Raw genomic sequence first — 22,737 nt, forward strand, 5'->3', positions numbered from 1 at the left:
CAAAATAGAGCGCATTTAGACCTCTTGGTTTGTTATGAATGCTACTCCCTAGCCCTGATGGAAGCGGCATCCTTTTGCTTTTTGGTTTAAAAAGCAAAAGATATAGCGCACAGCAGGTATCTGCTCCAAATTATTGTTTGGGTAGGGATTCAATACCCATGTTGTATAGAGCAAAGGCTTGGATGTCTACATTTTCTTGAATGGTGGCTGCTACTGATTTTCCGGCACCGTGGCCTGCTTTGACATCAATACGGATCAGGGTAGGACGGGATCCGGTTTGTTTTTCTTGCAATGCTGCTGCAAATTTAAAACTGTGGGCTGGCACTACTCTATCGTCGTGGTCGCCAGTGGTGATCATGGTGGCGGGATATTGGATGCCGGGCTTGACGTTATGCACCGGCGAATAGCCTTGGAGGTATTGGAACATTTCGGGGCTGTCTTGGGCGGTTCCGTAGTCATAGGCCCATCCTGCGCCTGCGGTAAAGCTATTGTAGCGCAACATATCCATAACTCCTACCGCTGGAAGGGCTACTTGCATTAAATCTGGGCGTTGGGTCATGGTGGCTCCTACTAATAAACCGCCGTTGGAACCGCCTCGGATGGCCAAGAATTGGGTCGAGGTGTATTTTTGAGCTATTAAATATTCGGCGGCGGCAATGAAATCATCAAATACATTTTGTTTTTGCATTTTGGTGCCTGCATCGTGCCATTTTTTTCCGTATTCTCCTCCTCCTCTTAGATTAGGAACGGCATAAATACCGCCATTTTCCATCCAAATGGCGTTGGATATGCTAAAACTTGGCGTTAAACTGACATTGAATCCGCCGTAGGCATACAGCATGGTTGGATTTTTCCCGTTCAATTGAAGGCCTTTTTTGTAGGTAATAAGCATGGGTATTTTGGTGCCGTCTTTGGAGGTATAAAATATTTGTTTTGAGGTGTACTTTTGGGTATTGAAGTCAATGTTTGGCTTGGCGTAGAGGGTGGATTTTCCAGTTTTGGGATCTAGGGCGTAGATGGTGGTTGGGGTGGTGTAATTTGTAAATGAATAATATAGAGTGGTATCGGTTTTTTTTCCTGCAAAACCTGTTGCGGTTCCTACGGCTGGCAATTGGATTTCGCGAAGCATTTTTCCCGAAAAATCGTATTGTTGCACCATCGAAACGGCATCTTTCATGTAGGTAGCAAATAAAAATCCGGCTCCGGTTGAAGGCGAGAGTACATGGTTGGTCTCTGGGATGAGCGTTACCCAGTTTGCGAGGGTTGGTTGGCTAAAATCTGCCGTTACGATGCGCTTGTTAGGCGCTTGGTAGTCTGTTTCGATATATAATTTATTGCCTTTTGTGGTCAGGATGCTGTGGTCATTATTAAAATCTTCTACGAGGGTTACAATTGGACTGTTGGGGGTTTGGAGGCTTTGCAAATAGAGCGCGTTGCCATAGGTAGAATTTGCCGCCGAAATGACTAGATAAGCGCCGTCTTCGGTGACAGAACCGCCAATGTAGCGCCATTTTTGGTTTGCTCCAAAAATTACTGGATCGTTTTTTTGAGCGGTTCCGAGTTTATGATAGTATAGTTTGTGTTGGTCTGTTTTTGCCGAAAGTTCGCTGCCTTTTGGTTTTTGGTAGCTTGAATAATAAAATCCTTCGTTTCCTCTCCAAGATAATCCGCTAAATTTAATATCCACAAGGGTGTCTTCAAGAACTCTTTTGGACAAGGCATCTAGGATGATTACTTTGCGCCAATCACTACCTCCTTCTGAAATTGCATAGGCTACTTTTGAGCCGTCTTTAGAAAATTCAAGCCCTGCCAGTGAGGTGGTGCCGTCTTTGGAAAAGGTATTGGGATCTAAGAATACTTCTTGTTTACCGGAGGCGTCTTTTCGGTACACTACGGACTGATTTTGTAATCCGTTGTTTTTATAAAAATAAGTGAAATTTCCTTCTTGAAATGGGGCACTTAATTTTTCATAGTTCCAGAGTTTTTCCATTCGGGTTTTTAATGCTTCCCGAAAAGGAATTGGATCTAGATACGCTTGCGTTACTTTGTTTTGTGCTTGTACCCAAGCGGCTGTTTCTTCAGAGCGATCGTCTTCTAACCAACGGTAGGGATCTGCAACTTCGGTACCAAAATAAGTATCTACCACCTGCCCTTTTGGGGTTGCGGGATAGTGTAGCGGTTTGGGGTTTTGTCCAAAAGCGACTATTGTAGGAAATACTGCCATTATTAAAATTATTTTTTTCATTATGGTTGGTTTTTTGGTTGGTTACAAAAATACGAAAACAGTTGCATTTTTTAAGACGGTAGCGATGCGGTCTTTTTATTTTAAATACAAGAACAAGGATTGCGCTTTGTTACTAGCTGTTTTATCTTTGTTTGGTTTTTATAAAAAATACTATAGGCATTTTGTTGGTATAAAAAAGCCCCCAAAAAGTAAATTACTATTTGGGGGCGGTCTAAAAATAGACGGTTTTTTTTTATTATTTGTTTGTGTTCTGCAATTTAATTTTATCATAAAGCAACACCAACAACACCGCTAAGATAGCACCAAAAATATTAGCCAAAACATCTAAGGCATCTGCATGACGGGTAGTTGTAAGCCGTAGCTGTAGCATTTCTATCAGGATTCCAAAAAAAACAGAAAACACAAAAGAAACCAACAGAGGTTTATATTTATTAGCATTATTTATTTGAGTTCTAAAAAACAAAACCCAAAGTAATGTAAACACAAAATGAAAAAATGCATGTATATATTTATCTAAATTTGCAATGGTTATCACCGGGAGGTTTGTGCTTTGGGTTAAGCACAAAAACAAGACAATTCCGGACCAGAGTATTGCAATTAAAAAAAAACATAATTTACGCACCAATTAAATCTTTGTATGCTTCGCTTGACAATAAACTATCAAAATCTGCTACATTGGATACTTTAATTTTTATCATCCAACCTGCTCCGTATGGGTCTGAATTTACAGTTTCGGGAGTACTCTCTAAAGCGTCATTGAATTCTACTATTTCTCCTGCTAAAGGTAAAAATAAATCCGATACCGTTTTTACTGCTTCTACAGATCCAAAAACCTCATCTTTTTCGAGAGTTTGGTCTAAGGTTTCTACTTCTACATAAACGATGTCTCCTAATTCTTTTTGGGCAAAATCTGTAATTCCTACTGTAGCTACATCTCCATCTAAACTAACCCATTCGTGATCTTTAGTGTACTTTAAATTTGCTGGTATACTCATAATTAATATTAATTGATAATTGATAATTTTATTTATTTGACAAATGTAATAATCTTCTGTTCAAATATGGCTGGGATTTTCAAAATTAATTTCCAAAATTGTATCGCAGGGTTAATCCCGAACGAATATTGGTTAATGGAAATGAAGTAGAAATAACTGCTTTGGAAAAAGAATGATCGTAATAGAAAATGGCGGTTAAATTTTTGCTGAAAGAATAATCTGCAGTGAATTTTAAGGCCCAAATGTTTTGCCCTCCTGCCAATTGGTTGTTGTCATAATCTAAATAACGCACTATGGTTTGGTTGTTTCTGTATGAAAAATCTAGTTTCATGTTAATGTCTCCTTTAATGATTCCGGTAGGGTTGTCTGCCAATCTAGAAGAAAATATAACGTCTTTGAAACGATATCCCACACCCACAACGTATTCTAACCCTTTAACTTCGGTCAATAGATTGTTGTCAAAACTCATGGATAATGCTCGGTCTTTTTTGATTTCGGTAAGTATTTTTAAGGAACTCTTTAATTCAAAATCCATACGAATTAGTGGGCTAAATTGTTCTACTAAATTGATGTTGGACAGAATGGTTTTGTTGTAAAAATCCCCACTATCATCTACACCATTAGGATCGTTATCATATTTAAAATTAGAACGGTATTGGTTTACGGTATAGGATGCTCTATAGTTATGCTGTAATGAAAAACGCTTAAAGTTACGCTTAAACAGATCATAACGCATCAAACCATTGTATTTTACGGACCAATTGGGTATCGGAATGCTTCTAAAAGCACCTAAAGACACGCCCGACGCATCGCTGCCTGAATATGCTGCCAAGAATGCAGGCAACAACACTGCTTGGTTGTTTTTGCTATAGCCTAAAGGATAGCCATCTGGATCTAAATTGGCTGGATTAGCGATATCTATGCCTTTTTGGGTGGCCAGTCTATTGGCTATCGCCAAACGGTTGTTTCTAAAATCTTGGAAAGCTGCGGAGGCATTTTCGTTGCTGGCAGAAAAGGATGTTTTTATCAAAACTGTCGATATGGAGAACATTCCGTACGTGTAGGGCGACAGCGAATGGTATATGCCGTTGGGAGACACGTCGTATTGTTCGGAATAATTCTCAGAATAAGAACGGTCTGCATTTAGGTCTATTTTTAAGTCTGGGAACAAATCTATGTTTGCCGTAGCTTTAAAGGTTTTATTGGTTACTTGGGTGTAGTTTTGATTAAAATTGTCATAAAAAGTTAACCAGCCTTTTCGGGCAGCTTCGTAACGCACGTCTTCTTGGCTTCCAAAAATAAATCCTAAAGAAGGTCTTGAAGACCCCAAGAAACCAACACTAGGTGTATATCCTGGCAGTACGGTTCCGCTATTTTCGTTATAATTTAGTTGTATGTTTTTTACACTGGTTGCCAGTCCAATTAACACATCTGCAAAAGGACTACTTTGTACTTGGGGTGTAGCCGAAGAGACTATTTTGTCTCCTGGTTTTGGTATAACTGCTTTGGGTTTTTTGGCTGCTTTTTGACCACTCTTGGTTAGACCAATATATTTGTAAAATTGATCCATACTAAAATTAGCATTCCAGTTATTGGAACGTGCATTTTGGACCGTATTTCCTAAATCTGGTATGCCTGAGCTTTCTAATTGAGAAAACGCATTGGATGCTTTTTGCCAACTATAGTCTCCCGTATACGAATAATTTGCTTTTACAAAGGCCAACAACGGGATTTTATTAATTGGAATATCATAGTTTAAGACCACTTGTTGCATGTGTTGGTTTGGGTCTCCAATATCCCAATAACTATCCCAGATAGTAAAACTATCTATGGGTTGGTTGTCTTCGTTTAAATAACTTTTTACCACATTATTGGAAGATGCGGTATAGCTTAATTTTAAAGATTTGGTCAGGTTGTAATTAAATCCGTATTGGTAATTAAACAAAAAGTTTCGGCGGTATAGGGGATCCAAGCCAATACCTTCGACATCCATTTGTCTGAATTGTTGGCGGTTGTATTGTCTATTAATATTGGTATTAAAAGATATATTGGTAGGTAAATAATTAAAGTTAAAATCGCTTAATAGCTTCCAATAGGTACTTTTTTTCATAAACTTGGTTTTCTTGAAAGGCTCTACTGGCTTAGAATCAAAAGCATAAGCATAATCTACCGCAGAGTTGGAGAGTTGGTCTACGTAGTCTTCTATTTCAAAATCATGACGCGATACTTCGTTATACGATTGAGAAAAAGTAAAATTTTCTACATCGTATATATGTGGTTTTTTTTCTGCTTCTCGTTGCTTTCGTACCCCAATGAAATTAATACTCGTTCTTTTGGTATAGTCTATAGCTCTATTTTTAAAATTATCTTTGGTAGCTGGATCCGTGGTGTTATCCAAGAGTTGTTTTAGTTTAATATCTTGATTGAACGGATCGTACTGAGGCGTAATTACCTCTTCGCCTACAGCATAATTAAAGGGCAAATTAACGCCCCATTTGACTGGTAATAATTTTCCTAGATTGATATTGGTAACAATATTGTATTGTTGTATGTCTTCTCGGCTTCTTTGGTTAGAACCTTGCTCTAAGCTACCAAAACCAATAGTGCTTTTTCTTCCGGTGGCAGATACCGTGGCAAAATCTGCAAAATTAGTATCTAGATTTACTATTGCAGCGGCACCACCTTTGTTGTCCATCTCGGCCAATCGAAGTTCATTGAACCAAACCTCTCCTTTAATATCCTGAATGGTTTCGTTATTTTTGACTCCAACCATTAAAGTTCGTACCATCCCAAAATTAGGATTTCCTTTTATCCCTAATCGTAATTTATTGGGTTTATTGGCTGCAGATCCGTTAAGTTGTTCCTCGTTTTGGTAGTAAATCCCGTCTTGTGGCAACGTGCTTAAATCCACACTCATGGCTTGCACTTTTAATTGGGTCAATAAATCTAAAGACAAATCTATTTCATTGGCTTGAGGCCAAACCACCTCGGCACTCAAAGCGCTACAATTGGTTGCTGAAGAACCACTTGGCACGGTTACCTTTAAGGGCAATTCTATTTGATAAAAATTTTCGGTAAAATCATTTCCAAAACGAATAAAACCTACCATTTGATCGTCTCGCAAACCTACTTCTCCCGTTAGAGATTCTGCATGCAAAAACATTTTAAGTTTTTTAAATTGACGCATGTCTATGCTTACATTTTTAAAAACTGCTCTAGCATCTTTTGGTTCCAATCCAGTGCCTGCTACTCGTAGAGAGAGTGCTTGTTCGTTTTGATTGATAACCGTATTGTTATTGTACAATTGCTCTCTTTGTACCCCTGGTGGGATGACATAATTTACTGGGCAACGCGCATTATTTTCTTGTACATTTACTGCCAGAACATCTAGATCCGTACCATCATCCGCTACGTTGGTATCGGTATAATCCAAGGTATTGGTGTATCTTCTCCATTCTCCTCTTACTAAATCTAGTGATCCAAATCGTAACGTAACAGCTTCGTTAAATCCTGTCATAAACATTCGCATAAATCGAATGGATCTAAAATCCGATATAGTACCAATGGTATTCTCGGGTTGCGAAACCGGTATTTTAAACTGCAACCATCGTGCATCTGTAACTTGGCCGTTAGCAAGAGTTACTTGGGTGTTTCGGATATCTGTAATGTTATTTTGTCCAATCGCCATGTTGGGTTTTACATCAATACTGTATTCATAATACGCATTGATGGTGTTCATGGTGTTGTCTTTATTAATATCTTCCACATCTGGAACCGTTGTTGCGGCTCTATTGGGGTCATTAATATCTACCGCCGAATTACCCTCTAGACCATTATAGTCTTTATACCTTTCGATTATATTTCCTTTGGTATTCAGATAATACGTATAATCATCTGCTGCTGGATCTGCCTCGGAGGCAAAATTGGTATACACATTTGCTTCGGACCCATTATTCAATCCATCCAACCCTATATCTTGGTTTTTTCTGTTAGAAGCATTATTGTCAAAGGCATAAATTAAAGATTGCGAAGCGGGCACATCTCCCCATAAAGGTCTCGGGTTAACCACTATTTGATCTGGCCCTAGACCATTTTCGTATTGTTTACGACCATCTTTTAATATATCTTCGGAAATTTCTCCTAAATTAAAATAAATTTTACCTGTATTTGTAGGTGCAATTTCGCCTTTGCCTACATAAGGATCTAGAATCCAAAACTGGATATACTCCACATTTCCTTGTTCAAAATTAGTAGAATTAATGCTTCGGGTAATTCCTCCAAAATTATCTTTTGGAGCTAGATTAAAATTCGCATTATTATTATAAGGCCCTCTTTCTAAAGGATAATAACTCAAATTTAAGGTGTTTACTACTTGAGTCTGGCCTTGAGCAATATCGGTCAGTGGATACAGCTCTTCACTGAAAACTCTTCTGGTTGTATTTAAAGATAAATCATCATTGGTAACACCCGATGGCTTTGAGGTATAAAAAATAGGATCTATGGTGTACCATGCTAATTTGGCTCTTTTAAAACCATAACTCAAGTCTGTGGCATTTGCGTTAAAATCATAATTGCTTTGGATGTTTTTTTCAGGGGTTGAAGACAAGTTCCAAGAGTAAGCAGAACGCATATCAATGGTGGATTGAGATCCTTCAAAATCATCGACATAAAGTGTGGACTCTCCTTGAAAATCTGCAGCACTAGGTGTATTTGGCTTTAAAAAAGCAACCTCTCCACGTACAGAAAGATTAGAAGGAACATCCGTATCTAGGTTGGGCAATTTATTTACTAATCTGGTAAAAAAGGGAATTTCTGTAGAATAATTAGTATTAAATCCAAAGATGGTGTTGTTTACAGATTCTTGACCATAGGAAGATTTTTGTGTGAAAGGTTTTTCGGTCATCTTTAACAATGTAGCGCCTACTAAAAATTTATCCGAAATTTTATGTTCTACATTTACGCCCATAAATCTGCGGGTTTGTTGCCCAAAAACAGAATTATTTTCTAACGAAATCTCAATTGGCGTATTAGAAGCCTGCAAAGAAGCGTCCAGAATTTGCACTCTCCCTAGTTGGTAGTTTACGCTATAATCAATCCCTTCGACCAATATTCTACCAGCTGCGGTAACTACTACAGATCCTTGTGGCACATTAAAAGCACCAATAGGTATACCATCACTACCGGTGGATTTGTATTTTCCTCTTAAAAGAAATTTGTTTTTGTCACTATCTTGCAATGCACCCGATTGGGTATTGCGGTACATGTTTCTAAAAACATACTTTTTTTGGTTGGCATTATAGGTTGTTGGATCCTTATAATTTTCTGCCGATTGTGGATTGGATAGTTTTGAAAACAAAAGCTCTCCAAAGGGTTCTTTGGTGGTAAAAATAATGCGCCCTGTTTGGGAGTCTATGGTTACTCCCGATAAAAAATCAAAAAAACCATCTCCACCAGCTTGTGGGTCATTGTTGTAATTTAATCGATCCAGATTAAACACTTTCAACAAAGTGGTTTCTTTTACTTTATTTTCGGGCAAAGGATTTGCTGGGAAAGGCACTGGATTACCGGCACTGTCTTTGGCCTCGGATATATAATTTATTGGCGAAGGATCACTATAGAGTATGTTAAACCTAAAGTCATCCTGCTTTATTTGATAGGCTCCAGGTATTTGATAAATGTTTTTCATCATCAAATTCCAGATAGGATCTTTTACATTGGTGAGGTTGCTTTTTAACATTTTTAAAACCAAACTTTGTGTAACAATGGCCTGATTAGAGGCATTGGTTCCGGTAACTACTGTAGGATTTACGCCATCGTTACCAAACTCTCCTACTTGATAGACTTTGTCTCCTATGGTATATTCGTAGGCTACGGCAAGTACTTCGTCGTTTGCTAATCTTTGTTGTAACGAAATGTATCCTAATTGGGCGTTGTAGGTAAATTCGTTTGCGTTTAATTTTCTTGCGTTTTCTAATTTAGAATAATCTTGCCCTTCGCGCACGGTAACATTAAATCCGGAATTGGCTGTAACAATTTCTCTGATTTTTGGATTTAACAATCCTGATCCGGCTTCAATTTGCGCTGGATCATAGCCGTTATTCCCATTATCCGAAGGCGTGTTGGCGGGTTTATTAAACATTCCGGTTGCTGGATTCAAGACTACAACCTCATTATCAGCCAAACCAGTCCATTGGCTTTCACCTAAATCTTGTAGTGCAATAATGTTTCTTAAATTATTAGAATTGGTGTTTATTCTGGTTTGTTTGTTGGTAACCCAAACTTCAATTCTGGTAATTTGAACTCTACTATCAATAAAAGGATACTTTTTGAGCGAAGCATCGTATTTATTTCTAAAATATTGTGATAAAAAAAAGTGTCTGTCATTGTCGTAATCCAATGCAAACATCTCATAATTCTGAATGGTTCCTCCGTCTTCGGCCACAATGCTTTTGGTTTGTGATTTTTGTTCCGAAAAAACCCCGGTAATGGTTGTTTTACCAAACTGCAATTGTGCCTTCACACCAAATAAACTTTGGGAGCCACGTATTAAAGAGCTATTTAGCGGCAAGCTAACATTACCTACTTCTATTTTTTGAATAATATCGTCTTCGGTAGGAGTGTATTCTAACTTAATTAAGTTTTGAAAAGCAAAGGTAGACTGCGTATCGTAGTTTGCATTTACATTTAGTCGTGTCCCTACTTTTCCCATCAAACTCATGCTGATTCTTTGGTCAAAGTCAAAGGATAAATTGGATCTATTTCGCGGAGAAAACGAGGGATTGTCTTGTTTTGTATAGCGCGCACCCAAATCCATCTCTACTGATCCGGTGGGTTTAACGTCTATGGTATTGCTTCCAAATATAGATTCAAAAAGGCTCGAATTTACGTAGTATTTAGGCAATAAATCTTTTTTGGCTGCTTCACTACCTTCTTTTTTGCCGTCAATGGCATCAGTTTTTTTCTTAAAATAATCCCGCATCGATTCTTTTAAAATCAAATTTTGGTATTCTTTGGGAGTCAACACTATGGGGTGAATGATAGAGAATCCGTCTATGGATTTTGTATAAATGTATCTATCCGTAACTGGGTCATAGGTGTAGGCATCCACAATACTTTGTGGGTCTTTTATTTGAATTTTTCCATAAGTAAAACCGGATTTCGTTGTATCTTGTGTTTCTTTTTTTACTTGGGCTTTAGTTAGAAAACTACTAAATAAAACCAATAGAAAAATACCAATTTTTTGCATACCCATTTTCGTATTTACAAACTCTTATAGAGCTTTTAATGCTTTTTTAATAATCGATTCTACAGAGGCTTCTGGATCTTCTTTTATAATTTTTTCAATAACTCTTTCGGAGGCTTTGCGCAAAAAGCCTAAAACTTCTAATGCGGATAACGCTTCATCCCTATTTGTATTGCTTTGAGACATAGAAACTTCGTCTAAATCATACAATTTGAGCATTTTTTCTTTCAGATCTAGAATAACTCTTTGTGCTGTTTTGCTACCAATTCCTTTTATGGATTGAATGGCAACTACATCTGCAGATCCTATAGCGTTGATAATTTGTTTTGGCTCTAATGAGGACAACATGGTTCGTGCAATACTAGCTCCAATTCCGGATACGGATAATAGCATTTTAAAGATCTCGCGTTCGGATTTTTCAACAAATCCAAATAAGGTATGGGCATCTTCTTTGATCTGAACATGGGTATACAATTTGATGTAATCTGTTGTAGGCAACAAAGAGTAGGTATGCAAGGAAATATGTACTTCGTAACCAACTCCTGCACAATCTATTACTACCTGGGTAGGGGTTTTCTCGACTAGTTTACCCTGTAAATGTCCAATCATTGAATTTTAATTTTATTACAAAAAAAAGCTTACCATAACAAAAAATTATGGTAAGCAATATAGTATTTTATTTTATTTAATAGTCTGCTTTTTTTGCTTTTCTTGTGCGTCTATAACTGCAATAGCAGCCATATTTACCATTTCTTCTACGCTTGCGCCTAATTGAAATATATGCACTGGCTTGCCTAATCCCATCATGATAGGCCCTATTGAGTCTACTTTATTTAGTTCTTTTAGCAATTTGTACGTAATATTTGCAGCATCTAAATTAGGAAAAATTAACGTATTAACTTTTCTGCCTGCTAATTTAGAGAAAGGGAATTTTTCTTTCAGCATCTCTGGGTTTAAAGCAAAATCGGCCTGTACCTCTCCATCTATTATTAAATCTGGATGGTTTTTATGCAAATAAGCCACTGCTTCTCTAACTTTTGAAGCACTATCACTATTAGAAGATCCAAAATTAGAATACGAAACCATGGCAATAACTGGCTCTACTCCAAACATTCTGGCCGTTTTTGCTGTCATCACTGCTATCTTTGCTAGTTCATCCGCTGTTGGGTTAATGTTTATGGCCGTGTCGGATAAAAACATAGGACCACGAGAGGTCATCATTATATTGGTTGTTGCAACTATGGATGCGCCCGGTGCCTTATCTACTAATTGCAACATGGGTCTCACTACAGAGGAGTAGCTACGAGAGTGTCCAGAAACCAAAGCGTCTGCTTCTTTTTCATTAACCATCATGGCTGCAAAATAATTGCGCTCTCGCATTAATTTTTGCGCATCATATAATGAAATTCCTCTTCTTTTTCTGGATTCCCAATAAATACTTGCAAAACGATTGCGTCTTTCTTCTTCTTCTTTTATTTTAGGGTCAATTATCTCTAGATCTGCATCAAAGCCTAATTCTTCTTTTAGTTCTAGTATAATCTCCTTGTTCCCTAATAAAATAGGGTGTCCTATTCCTTCTTCTAAAACAATTTGCGCTGCTTTTAGAACGTCCAAGTTGTCCGCCTCTGCAAATACGATACGTTTAGGATCTGTTTTGGCTCTATTGGTGATCAAACGAACCATTTTGTTGTCATTCCCTAAACGATCCAAAAGCTCTTCTTCGTATTTATCCCAATCTGTAATTGGGTTAAGGGCTACTCCGGATTCCATTGCTGCTTTTGCAACCGCTGGCGCCACTATGCTGATTAATCTTGGATCAAATGGTTTTGGAATGATATAGTCTCTACCAAATACTAATTTAGTCTCGCCATAAGCAACGTTTACTTGCTCTGGCACAGATTCTTTTGCCAAAGAAGCTAGTGCTTTTACTGCAGCCATCTTCATGGCTTCGTTAATTTTTGTGGCACGAACATCTAGTGCTCCTCTAAAGATATACGGAAATCCAAGAACATTATTAACTTGGTTAGGATGGTCGGATCTTCCGGTTGCCATAATTACGTCCTTACGTGTGGCGATGGCTACGTTGTAGTCAATTTCGGGGTCTGGATTAGCCATGGCAAAAACAATTGGATTGGCTGCCATACCTAACAACATTTGCGGAGTCATAATATTTCCGGAAGAAAGTCCTAAGAAAATATCTGCTCCAACTAAGGCTTCTTCAAGGCTTAGTTGCGCACTGTCTTTGGCATATTTTAATTGCTTTGTTGATAAAGTAGCATTGTCTTTGGTTAACAATCCTTTGCTATTAAACATCAAAATGTTTTCCATTTTAACCCCTAACAAAACATATAAATCCGCACAAGCCAATGCGGCGGATCCTGCTCCAGAAACCACCATCTTTACCTCTGCTGCTTTTTTATCTGCTAACTCTAACGCATTGATCAAAGCTGCCGATGAAATAATAGCTGTTCCGTGTTGGTCATCATGCATTACCGGAATGTTTAATTCTTCTACCAGCCTACGCTCTATTTCAAAAGATTCTGGTGCCTTGATGTCTTCTAGATTTATTCCTCCAAAGGTTGGGGCAATATTTTTTACTGTCTGGATAAATTCTTCAATATCTTTGGTGCCAATTTCAATGTCAAAAACATCGATGTCTGCAAAAATCTTGAACAACAGTCCTTTTCCTTCCATTACTGGCTTAGAAGCCTCTGGTCCAATATCCCCCAATCCTAGAACTGCGGTTCCGTTGGTGATTACAGCTACCAAATTACCTTTGGCCGTGTACTTATAAACATTGTCTATGTCTTTGGCTATTTCTAAGCAAGGTTCTGCTACTCCTGGGGAGTAAGCAAGAGATAGGTCTCTTTGGGTTGCATATTTCTTAGTAGGTACTACTTGAATTTTTCCGGGAGTGGGCTTTGCGTGGTATAATAATGCCTCTCTTCTTTTGCTATTTTTATTCATTTTTTTACATTTTATTGTAGCTTACAAAGATAGCGGTATTGATTTAAATACAATGTGTTTAGAATTATCTTTTATAAATATACCGTTACTATTTGTTTTATAAAATCATTCTTAATCCGTAAGGACTCTCTCACAACACAAAAAGAATCTCGCACAAAATACCTATCTAAAACTCTTTAGGGATTTAAATATTGTCATCTAAAATTTCTGATTTATTGCTATGTACTAAAACAAGAAAGCGATTGAATACTACAAATAGTGGTTATTTTAAAAAATCTATATTCCGCTGGAGTCCTTTAAACTTGGTTCTTTTTATTGGGGAGTCTTTAAAAACAACTCTAAAGGTTTCTTCGGTGATTTCTTCCCAGTCTTTTTTGGATAGAGATAGGATTTCTGGTTTGGCATTAAATAGAGGCTCTTGGTGGGGTTTTGAAAATCGGTTCCAAGGGCAAACATCCTGGCAAATATCACAGCCAAATGCCCAATCATTTAACTTTCCTTTCATTTCTGGCGGAATGTTTTCTTTCAGTTCTATGGTATAATACGAAATACATTTGCTACCATCTACTACATGTGCCGATACGATTGCTTCTGTAGGGCAGGCATCTATACAGGCGGTGCAACTACCGCAGTGGTCTGTGGTTGGGGTGTCGTATACGAGCTCTAGGTCTAGTATCAACTCGGCAATGAAATAAAAAGAGCCTACTTTTTGAGTAATTAGATTGCTGTTTTTGCCTATCCAACCTAAACCACTTTTTGCTGCCCAGGCTTTGTCTAAAACCGGAGCCGAATCTACAAAAGCACGACCCGATACATTGCCTATGTTTTCTTGGATGGAAAACAACAGCTCTTTTAATTTATCTTTGATTACTTGGTGGTAATCTTGTCCGTAGGCATATTTGGATATTTTGTACGTGTCGCTATTTTGAATTTCTGATGGGTAGTAATTAAGGAGCAAGGACACAACACTTTTTGCCCCCTCTACTAACAAGGTTGGATCTAGGCGTTTATCAAAATGGTTTTCCATGTAGGCCATTTGTCCGTTTTGATTTTTTTGGAGCCATTGTTCTAGTCTTGGGGCTTCTTGTTCTAAAAAACCTGCCTTGGAGATGCCACACGAAAGAAATCCGAGACGTTTTGCTTCGGACTTTATGTGTTGGGTGTATGTTTGTTTTGTGGCAATAATATTTCTCTGATTTTGGGAACCCTAGCCCTGATGGTAACGGCATCCTTTTATTCTGGGGTTCAGAATAAAAGATATAGTGCACAGCAGGAAATGGCTTGGTATTAAAATAATCCTCCTTGGGTATTTGCTTTTATTTTTCCTAAATGGCGGTAGGCTTTGTCTGTGACTTCTCTACCTCTTGGGGTTCGCATAATGAACCCTTCTTGTATTAAAAATGGCTCGTAGACTTCCTCTATTGTTTCGCTGCTTTCTGACACGGCGGTTGCTAAAGTACTGAGTCCAACTGGTCCACCTTTAAATTTATCGATGATGGTTACCAGAATTTTGTTATCCATTTCGTCTAGTCCGTGTGCATCTACGTTCAGGGCTTTTAGGGCATACTTGGCTATAGTGATATCTATGGTTCCGTTTCCTTTTATTTGTGCAAAATCACGTACTCTACGCAATAATGCGTTGGCAATACGGGGTGTTCCGCGGCTTCTGCCGGCTATCTCTACGGCTGCTTCCATGGAAATAGGCATTTTGAAAATGGTGGCGCTTCTTTCTACTATGGTTGTTAGCAATTCGGTGGTGTAGTACTGCAGACGTGAGGCTATCCCAAATCGGGCTCTCATGGGGGCAGTTAGTAGTCCGGAGCGGGTGGTGGCTCCTATTAATGTGAAGGGATTTAGGTTGATTTGTACGGTACGGGCATTGGGCCCAGATTCTATCATGATGTCTATCTTGAAATCTTCCATGGCGGAGTATAAGTATTCTTCTACAATGGGACTTAAACGATGTATTTCGTCAATAAATAAAACGTCTCTTTCTTCTAGATTAGTTAACAATCCTGCTAAATCGCCTGGTTTGTCTAGCACTGGTCCTGAAGTGATCTTAATACCTACATTTAATTCGTTGGCCAGTATATTGGCTAAGGTTGTTTTACCTAAACCAGGAGGGCCATGAAATAGGGTATGATCCAAGGCTTCTTCCCTTTGATTGGCAGCTTCTACAAAAACTTTTAGATTTTCTAATACCTGATCTTGACCAGAAAAATCATCAAAAGAGAGTGGTCGGAGTTTTTTCTCTATGTCTAATTCTTCGGAATTGTATCCGTTGGTGGTTGGGTCTAAATTTTCATTCATGGAACAAAGATACTATAAAGTTTTATGCAAATAAAAATGCCTTTCTAAAAACATAGAAAGGCATTTTTGTGGATTTTATGGAATTTTAATGGTGTAAAACTTCTTCACCTGGTTTCATGGGTACTGTCTGAGGCACAAAGTCTTCGTGATGACCTGGATTGCTATAATCATAAGGCCATCTGTGTACTTCTGGAATTTCTCCAGGCCAGTTTCCGTGGATTGCTTCTACTGGTGTAGTCCACTCTAATGTATTGGATCTCCATGGATTTTGAACTGCTTTTTTTCCATAAAAAATACTTGAAAAAAAGTTGTACAAAAATACCAACTGAAAGATTCCTCCTATTAATGCAAAAGTGGTAATTAAAACATTTACGTTTTGTAAATCATCAAATAATGGAAAATTGGTATTGGTATAGTAACGTCTTGGTAGACCTGCTAAACCTATAAAGTGCATCGGAAAGAAAACTCCGTAAGCGCATATTGCGGTTACCCAAAAGTGAACATATCCTAGGTTTTTATTTAACATTCTTCCGAACATTTTTGGAAACCAGTGGTAGATACCTGCAAACATTCCGTAAAGAGCAGAAATACCCATTACTAAGTGAAAGTGAGCAACTACAAAATAAGTATCGTGAACGTTAATATCTAAGGTACTGTCTCCAAGAATAATCCCCGTTAGTCCACCAGTAATAAATGTGGATACTAAACCAATAGAAAATAACATGGCTGGATTTAATTGTAAGTTACCTTTCCATAACGTAGTTATATAATTAAATGCTTTTACGGCAGATGGAATAGCAATCAACAGGGTTGTAAAGGTAAATACAGAACCTAAAAATGGATTCATACCGGATACAAACATATGGTGTCCCCAAACAATGGTAGACAAAAATGCTATGGCAAGAATAGACATAATCATGGCACGGTAACCAAAGATTGGCTTGCGAGAATTGGTTGCAATTACTTCGGAAGTGATTCCTAAAGCTGGCAATAATACAATATAAACCTCAGGGTGTCCTAAAAACCAAAATAAGTGCTCAAATAAAACCGGAGAACCTCCTTGGTAATGTAAAACTTCTCCAGCTATATAAATATCCGAAAGGAAAAAAGAGGTTCCAAAACTTCTGTCAAATATTAGCAATAAAGCTGCTGATAATAAAACTGGAAACGAAACCACACCAATGATGGCTGTTACAAAGAAAGCCCAAATGGTAAGTGGCAATCTTGTCATAGACATTCCTTTGGTTCTTAAATTGATAACCGTTACAATATAGTTTAACGATCCCATTAATGAAGATGCTATAAATAAAGCCATGGATACTAACCATAATGTCATTCCCATTCCAGAACCTGGTATTGCTTGTGGCAAGGCACTCAAAGGAGGATAAATAGTCCAACCTGATGATGCTGGTCCTGCCTCAACAAATAAAGATGACAACATGATGATACTGGATAAAAAGAACAACCAATATGAAACCATGTTCATAAATCCTGACGCCATATCACGGGCACCAATTTGTAAGGGTATTAATAAGTTACTAAAAGTTCCACTCAGGGCTGCAGTTAAAACAAAGAATACCATTATGGTACCGTGTATGGTAACTAAGGCTAGATAAACATCGTTTGTCATTACGCCATCTGGAGCAAACTTATCCCCTAGTAAAACATTAAATATTTTGAAAGACTCTTCAGGCCATGCTAATTGCATTCTAAAAAGCATCGACATTCCAACACCGATGATTCCCATTATAATACCTGAAATTAGATATTGTTTAGCAATCATTTTGTGATCCATACTAAATATATACTTAGTAATGAATGTCTCTTTATGATGATGTTCGTGTTCGTGATCGTGTCCGTGATCGTGACCTTCTACTGACATATATGTATACTTTAAATTCTTAAATAATTATTTTTTTGCAATAACCGAAACAGCAATAGTATCTTTCATATTCGCAGATACATTGTCTGCTAATACTTCTGTTTTTGCTGGAGTTGCTGCCTCTTTTACTTGTTGCGCTAATAGTACTTGTTCTGCTAACCATTTTTTATAATCCTCTGGAGTATCAACTATAATTTTCATTTGCATGTTATAGTGTGAAGTACCACAAATTTTATTACATAAAAGTAAGTAGTCAAAAGTATATGGGTCTAAAGCTGTACCACCTTTAGCAACTATATCAGTACTTTTCTTAGCTCGAAGCGCATTGATATTGGCAACTTTCTCTACCATATACGGTAATTCTCTGTACTCAGCAGTGGTGTATACGGGCTCAAATGCAAATTCCGTAACCATACCAGGAACACAGTTCATTTGCGCTCTAAAGTGAGGCATATAAGCAGAGTGCAATACATCTTGAGATCGCATTTTGAAGTGTACCTTTTTCCCTTTTGGAATATGCAATTCAGATACAACAATATCATCTTGAGCATAAGGATCTGAGAGATCAACTCCTAGAGTATTAATACCCTCAATGTACCTAACATTTGCTTTTCCTAGCACATTATCTTCACCAGCGTAACGAGCAGTCCACTTAAATTGTTGCGCATAAAGCTCTACAACTACAGTGTCTTCTTCTTCATCAATAAACATGATGTTAGTCCAAGCATACAAACCGTAAAGGATTAAACCAGCTAAAACAATTGCAGGAATAATACTCCAAACAGCTTCCAATTTATTATTATCTGCAAAATATAATGCTTTTTGGCCTTTTTTACCTCTGTATTTAAACGCAAAATAATGCAATAAAACTTGTGTAATAGCCTGAACTATAAACAAAAGAACCCACGAGATATTCATAAGATTATCTACTAATGCTCCATGAGCAGAAGCAGGAACTTTAAGAACCAAACCACCCCACGATATCAAACCATATATTGAGAATATATAAATGAAAGCTAAAAAGCCAAACATTAAATACCCTTGTACATTGTTATCATTATCATTTGCTACTTCAGAACTGTCAGAACGAGAACCTACCTGGGTAAGATCAAATATCTTTGTCAATTGCCATAAAGCAACAGCCAATAAAACTAAAACTATAATTACCAACAAACTTGTCATCTGTTTATTTCTTTAAAAATTAATAATGAAAATGTTTACTTTCTTCTATAAATGGATTTCTTTTTGGCAATAATGGCGCTTTAGTCAATGCAGTAAACACTGTAAAAATAAACAACCCAAGAAAGAAAAGTACCGATGCAATTTCTGGAATACCAATAAACCATCTGTCTCCAACAGTTCCTGGCATAATCATATTGAAGAAATCAAGATAATGACCGGCTAAAATAACTACTCCAGCCATTACAATTACCCAACTAATTCTTTTGAAATCTGTATTTATTAAAATTAATAAAGGGAAAACAAAATTCATAACCACCGCACCAAAGAATGGTAAGTTATATAGCTGTATTCTGGTTATAAAATAAGTAATCTCTTCTGGTATGTTAGCGTACCAAATTAACATAAATTGAGAGAACCATAAATAAGTCCAAAATATACTAATACCAAACATGAATTTTGCCAAATCATGTATATGGCTAGAATTAACATATTCTAGAAAACCTTTTGATTTTAAATACACCGTAACTAATGCTATCATAGTGATTCCGCTTACAAAGAAACTAGCAAAAACATACCATCCAAAAAGCGTACTAAACCAGTGAGGATCAATAGACATAATCCAATCCCATGACATGATGGATTCTGTAACTATAAAGAATACTAGAAAACCAGCAGTCATTTTAAAGTTCTTTTTGTAATATGAATTGTCATTAGATTGGTCTTGCGCTAAACAATTTTTGGTAGAATAATATCTATAAAGATTCCATCCAATTAAAAATATAGCGGCTCTGATAATCCAAAAAGGAAAATTTAAATAACCAGATTTGTTAGCAATAAGTTTGTCATGCGCAACGACTTCTGGATCCAACCAAATAAATAAATGGTTAAAATGCAATCCACACAATATTAATATAACAAAAAATATAGCAGACCCATAAGGCAGATATGCGGTTATTCCTTGCATTACTCTAAATAGCACTGGAGACCACCCTGCTTGAGCTACTTGCTGTATTGCATAAAAGGCTAAAACACCCATAGCAATAAGCATAAAGAAAATACAAGCAACATACAAAGCAGCCCAAGGCTTGTTTTGCAATTGATGTAAAACGTGAGTTAAGTGTTTTTCATGTTTTGCTACTTCTTTAGCATCGTGAACACTACTTCCATGCGCAGCATGTTCAGTTGATGCGTTATCCGAAGGTGTCGCTTCAGCGTGTTGTGTAGTTTCTCCATGAGTTCCATGATTCTCTGCAGCTAGAAGATTTTCCACTTCGTGAATATCTTTTGGTGCACTATAAAAACCGTAACCTATACCTAATATACCTACGGCCATTAAGATCAAAGAAAGAGTTTTTAATTTACTTGAAAATGTATACATATCTAATACGATCAGTTTGTTCAACAATTATAATTGGCTTTTTAGTTTAAGGACATAGTCAGCAACTAACCAACGTTCATGTGCACTTAATTGATTTGCATGTGAACCCATTGAGTTTAATCCATAAGTCACAACAAAGAAAACACTACCTTCAGAAATCACCCTGTCTTTATAACTAGGCACTCCTAAGAACTTTTCTCTTTCTACTAATTTACCTTTTCCATTACCAGTTGCACCATGACAACTAATGCAATAAATATCATACAGATCTTTTCCTTTATCTGAATTTCTATCTAAAGAGTCTAAAGGAGATACAAGATTAGCCTTAGCCAACTCATAACCAGCAGTAGTATTCTCATAATCAAAAGGTTCAAAACCTCTATTTATAGTTCCCTTAGCAGGTAACTGTGCTTCTTTTCCATTTTTAAATGCACTGGATTCCGAATAGGTTTCGTAACCTACAGATTCATACATATTAGGAAAATACTGGTAATTTGGCGCTTTATTATTATGGCACGAAGCTACTAAAATAGTAATGCCTAATAATAGTGTTATTTTGTATAGGGTTTTCATATCTAAATTAATTCTTTTCTATTACTTTAACTTCTACAGCTCCCGTATTTTGGAAAAAAGAAACTAACTCTTCTTCATTATTATTAATGGAAACCTCCATTAAAAAGTGATCATCTGTAGTTCTTACATCCGGGTTTTCTGCTTCTTTAAATGGCCATAGTTTACTTCTCATATAAAAAGTAAGAACCATTAAATGCGCAGCAAAAAACACCGTCATTTCAAACATAATTGGAACAAAAGCAGGCATATTTTGAATAAAACTAAAACTTGGTTTACCACCAATATCCTGAGGCCAATCTTGAATCATTATATAATTCATCATTGTAGTAGCTACCGTTATACCTACGCAACCATACAAGAATGCACAAATAGCCAATCTTGTAGGTGCAAGTCCCATAGCTTTATCCAAACCGTGAACTGGAAATGGCGTAAAAACTTCTTCGATATGATGATGAGCTGCTCTAGTCTTTTTAACCGCATCCATCAATATATCATCGTCATTATAAATGGCGTATATTACTTTATTATTCATGATGTGAATCTTTATTTGCTTCTCTTTCTCTTTTATAATTATCTCCTGTCCCTTTCAATATTGTTTTTACCTCTGCCTGAGCTATAACAGGGAATGTTCTAGAGTACAATAAAAACAACACAAAGAAGAAACCAATTGTTCCTATAAAAATACCAATATCTACAAATGTTGGTGAAAACATTGTCCATGAAGATGGTAAGTAATCTCTATGTAATGAGGTAACAATAATTACAAATCGTTCAAACCACATACCGATGTTTACCACAATCGAGATAACGAACGAAAACATAATACTGGTACGTAATTTTTTAGACCACATAAATTGTGGAGAAAAAACATTACAAGTCATCATCGACCAATATGCCCACCAATAAGGCCCTGTTGCTCTGTTTAAGAAAGCATATTGCTCATATTCTACTCCAGAATACCAAGCTATAAATAATTCAGTAATATAAGCAACTCCAACAATAGAACCCGTGATCATAATTACTATGTTCATCAATTCAATATGTTGCAATGTAATATAAGCTTCTAGATTAGACACCTTTCTCATAATAATAAGTAAGGTATTTACCATTGCAAATCCTGAAAATACAGCACCAGCAACAAAATACGGAGGGAAAATTGTAGTATGCCATCCAGGAATAACTGAAGTAGCAAAGTCCATCGATACAATAGTATGTACTGAAAGTACCAGCGGTGTTGCAAGACCTGCAAGCACTAAAGATACTTCTTCAAATCGCTGCCAGTCTTTAGCGCGTCCACTCCAACCAAAACTAAGTATAGAGTAAATTCGTTTATTAAATGGGGTGATAGCTCTATCTCTAAGCATTGCAAAATCAGGTAATAAACCAGTCCACCAGAAAACTAATGAAACGGATAAATAGGTTGAAATTGCAAATACATCCCAAAGTAATGGGGAGTTAAAGTTTACCCATAAAGAGCCAAATTGATTTGGAATTGGCAACACCCAGTAAGCCAACCAAGGACGTCCCATGTGTATGATTGGGAACAAACCCGCTTGTACTACTGAGAAAATTGTCATTGCTTCGGCAGAACGGTTAATTGCCATTCTCCATCTTTGACGGAATAATAATAGAACCGCTGAAATTAGTGTTCCTGCGTGACCGATACCTACCCACCAAACAAAGTTTGTGATATCCCAGGCCCATCCAACAGTTTTGTTTAATCCCCAAGTTCCTATACCTGTAGATATGGTATAAATAATACAGCCAATTCCCCAAAGGAAAGCAGCTAGTGCGATTGAAAACACAATCCACCAATGTTTATTTGCTTTTCCTTCAACAGGCGCAGCTATATCTACTGTTACGTCGTGATAAGATTTATCACCTATAACTAAAGGTTTTCTAATGGTTGCTTCGTAGTGAGACGACATAATCCTTTATATGTTTCTTAATTAATAATTTTTT

At 37.0% G+C, this 22,737-nt stretch carries 14 protein-coding genes; all 14 read right to left on the minus strand.

What is annotated here, in order from left to right; all coding sequences use genetic code 11:
* Positions 1-130 precede the first annotated feature (130 nt).
* On the minus strand, positions 131-2,245 hold the full coding sequence (locus LB076_RS01410) for a prolyl oligopeptidase family serine peptidase (RefSeq protein ID WP_066335879.1): 2,115 nt from the start codon (positions 2,243-2,245) through the stop codon (positions 131-133).
* 235 nt (positions 2,246-2,480) lie between these two features.
* Positions 2,481-2,780, minus strand: a complete 300-nt coding sequence (locus LB076_RS01420; RefSeq protein WP_232505668.1) for a VanZ family protein — start codon at positions 2,778-2,780, stop codon at positions 2,481-2,483.
* Between the two features lie 79 nt (positions 2,781-2,859).
* Complete coding sequence (gene gcvH / locus LB076_RS01425) at positions 2,860-3,240, minus strand: glycine cleavage system protein GcvH (protein ID WP_066335877.1); 381 nt, start codon at positions 3,238-3,240, stop codon at positions 2,860-2,862.
* 85 nt (positions 3,241-3,325) lie between these two features.
* Entirely contained in the window at positions 3,326-10,486 is a 7,161-nt protein-coding gene (gene sov, locus LB076_RS01430) for a T9SS outer membrane translocon Sov/SprA (protein WP_066336405.1), read from the minus strand.
* Between the two features lie 24 nt (positions 10,487-10,510).
* On the minus strand, positions 10,511-11,092 hold the full coding sequence (gene ruvA / locus LB076_RS01435; protein WP_066335874.1) for a Holliday junction branch migration protein RuvA: 582 nt from the start codon (positions 11,090-11,092) through the stop codon (positions 10,511-10,513).
* Positions 11,093-11,164: 72 nt separating this feature from the next.
* Entirely contained in the window at positions 11,165-13,450 is a 2,286-nt protein-coding gene (locus LB076_RS01440) for an NADP-dependent malic enzyme (RefSeq protein WP_066335871.1), read from the minus strand.
* 262 nt (positions 13,451-13,712) lie between these two features.
* Entirely contained in the window at positions 13,713-14,636 is a 924-nt protein-coding gene (gene queG / locus LB076_RS01445) for a tRNA epoxyqueuosine(34) reductase QueG (protein ID WP_066335868.1), read from the minus strand.
* Between the two features lie 101 nt (positions 14,637-14,737).
* Positions 14,738-15,760, minus strand: a complete 1,023-nt coding sequence (gene ruvB, locus LB076_RS01450; protein WP_066335867.1) for a Holliday junction branch migration DNA helicase RuvB — start codon at positions 15,758-15,760, stop codon at positions 14,738-14,740.
* 85 nt (positions 15,761-15,845) lie between these two features.
* The gene (locus tag LB076_RS01455) at positions 15,846-17,642 is read right to left on the minus strand and encodes a cytochrome c oxidase subunit I (RefSeq protein WP_066335866.1); all 1,797 of its coding nucleotides are present in this window, start codon (positions 17,640-17,642) and stop codon (positions 15,846-15,848) included.
* Positions 17,643-17,669: 27 nt separating this feature from the next.
* Entirely contained in the window at positions 17,670-18,824 is a 1,155-nt protein-coding gene (locus tag LB076_RS01460; RefSeq protein WP_066335860.1) for a cytochrome c oxidase subunit II, read from the minus strand.
* Between the two features lie 19 nt (positions 18,825-18,843).
* Positions 18,844-20,202, minus strand: coding sequence for a cation-translocating P-type ATPase (locus tag LB076_RS01465; RefSeq protein WP_066335858.1), 1,359 nt, complete (start codon positions 20,200-20,202; stop codon positions 18,844-18,846).
* A 27-nt stretch (positions 20,203-20,229) separates the two neighbouring features.
* On the minus strand, positions 20,230-20,775 hold the full coding sequence (locus LB076_RS01470) for a c-type cytochrome (protein ID WP_066335856.1): 546 nt from the start codon (positions 20,773-20,775) through the stop codon (positions 20,230-20,232).
* 7 nt (positions 20,776-20,782) lie between these two features.
* A complete protein-coding gene (locus LB076_RS01475) occupies positions 20,783-21,307 on the minus strand; it encodes a DUF3341 domain-containing protein (protein ID WP_066335855.1) in 525 nt (174 codons plus the stop codon).
* Positions 21,300-22,703: an NrfD/PsrC family molybdoenzyme membrane anchor subunit gene (nrfD, locus tag LB076_RS01480; protein ID WP_066335853.1), complete on the minus strand. Its 1,404-nt coding sequence runs from the start codon at positions 22,701-22,703 to the stop codon at positions 21,300-21,302. The genes LB076_RS01475 and nrfD overlap by 8 nt, the downstream gene beginning before the upstream one ends.
* Positions 22,704-22,737: the final 34 nt, after the last annotated feature.

Source organism: Flavobacterium crassostreae (genome assembly GCF_001831475.1).
GTDB classification, from domain to species: Bacteria; Bacteroidota; Bacteroidia; order Flavobacteriales; family Flavobacteriaceae; genus Flavobacterium; species Flavobacterium crassostreae.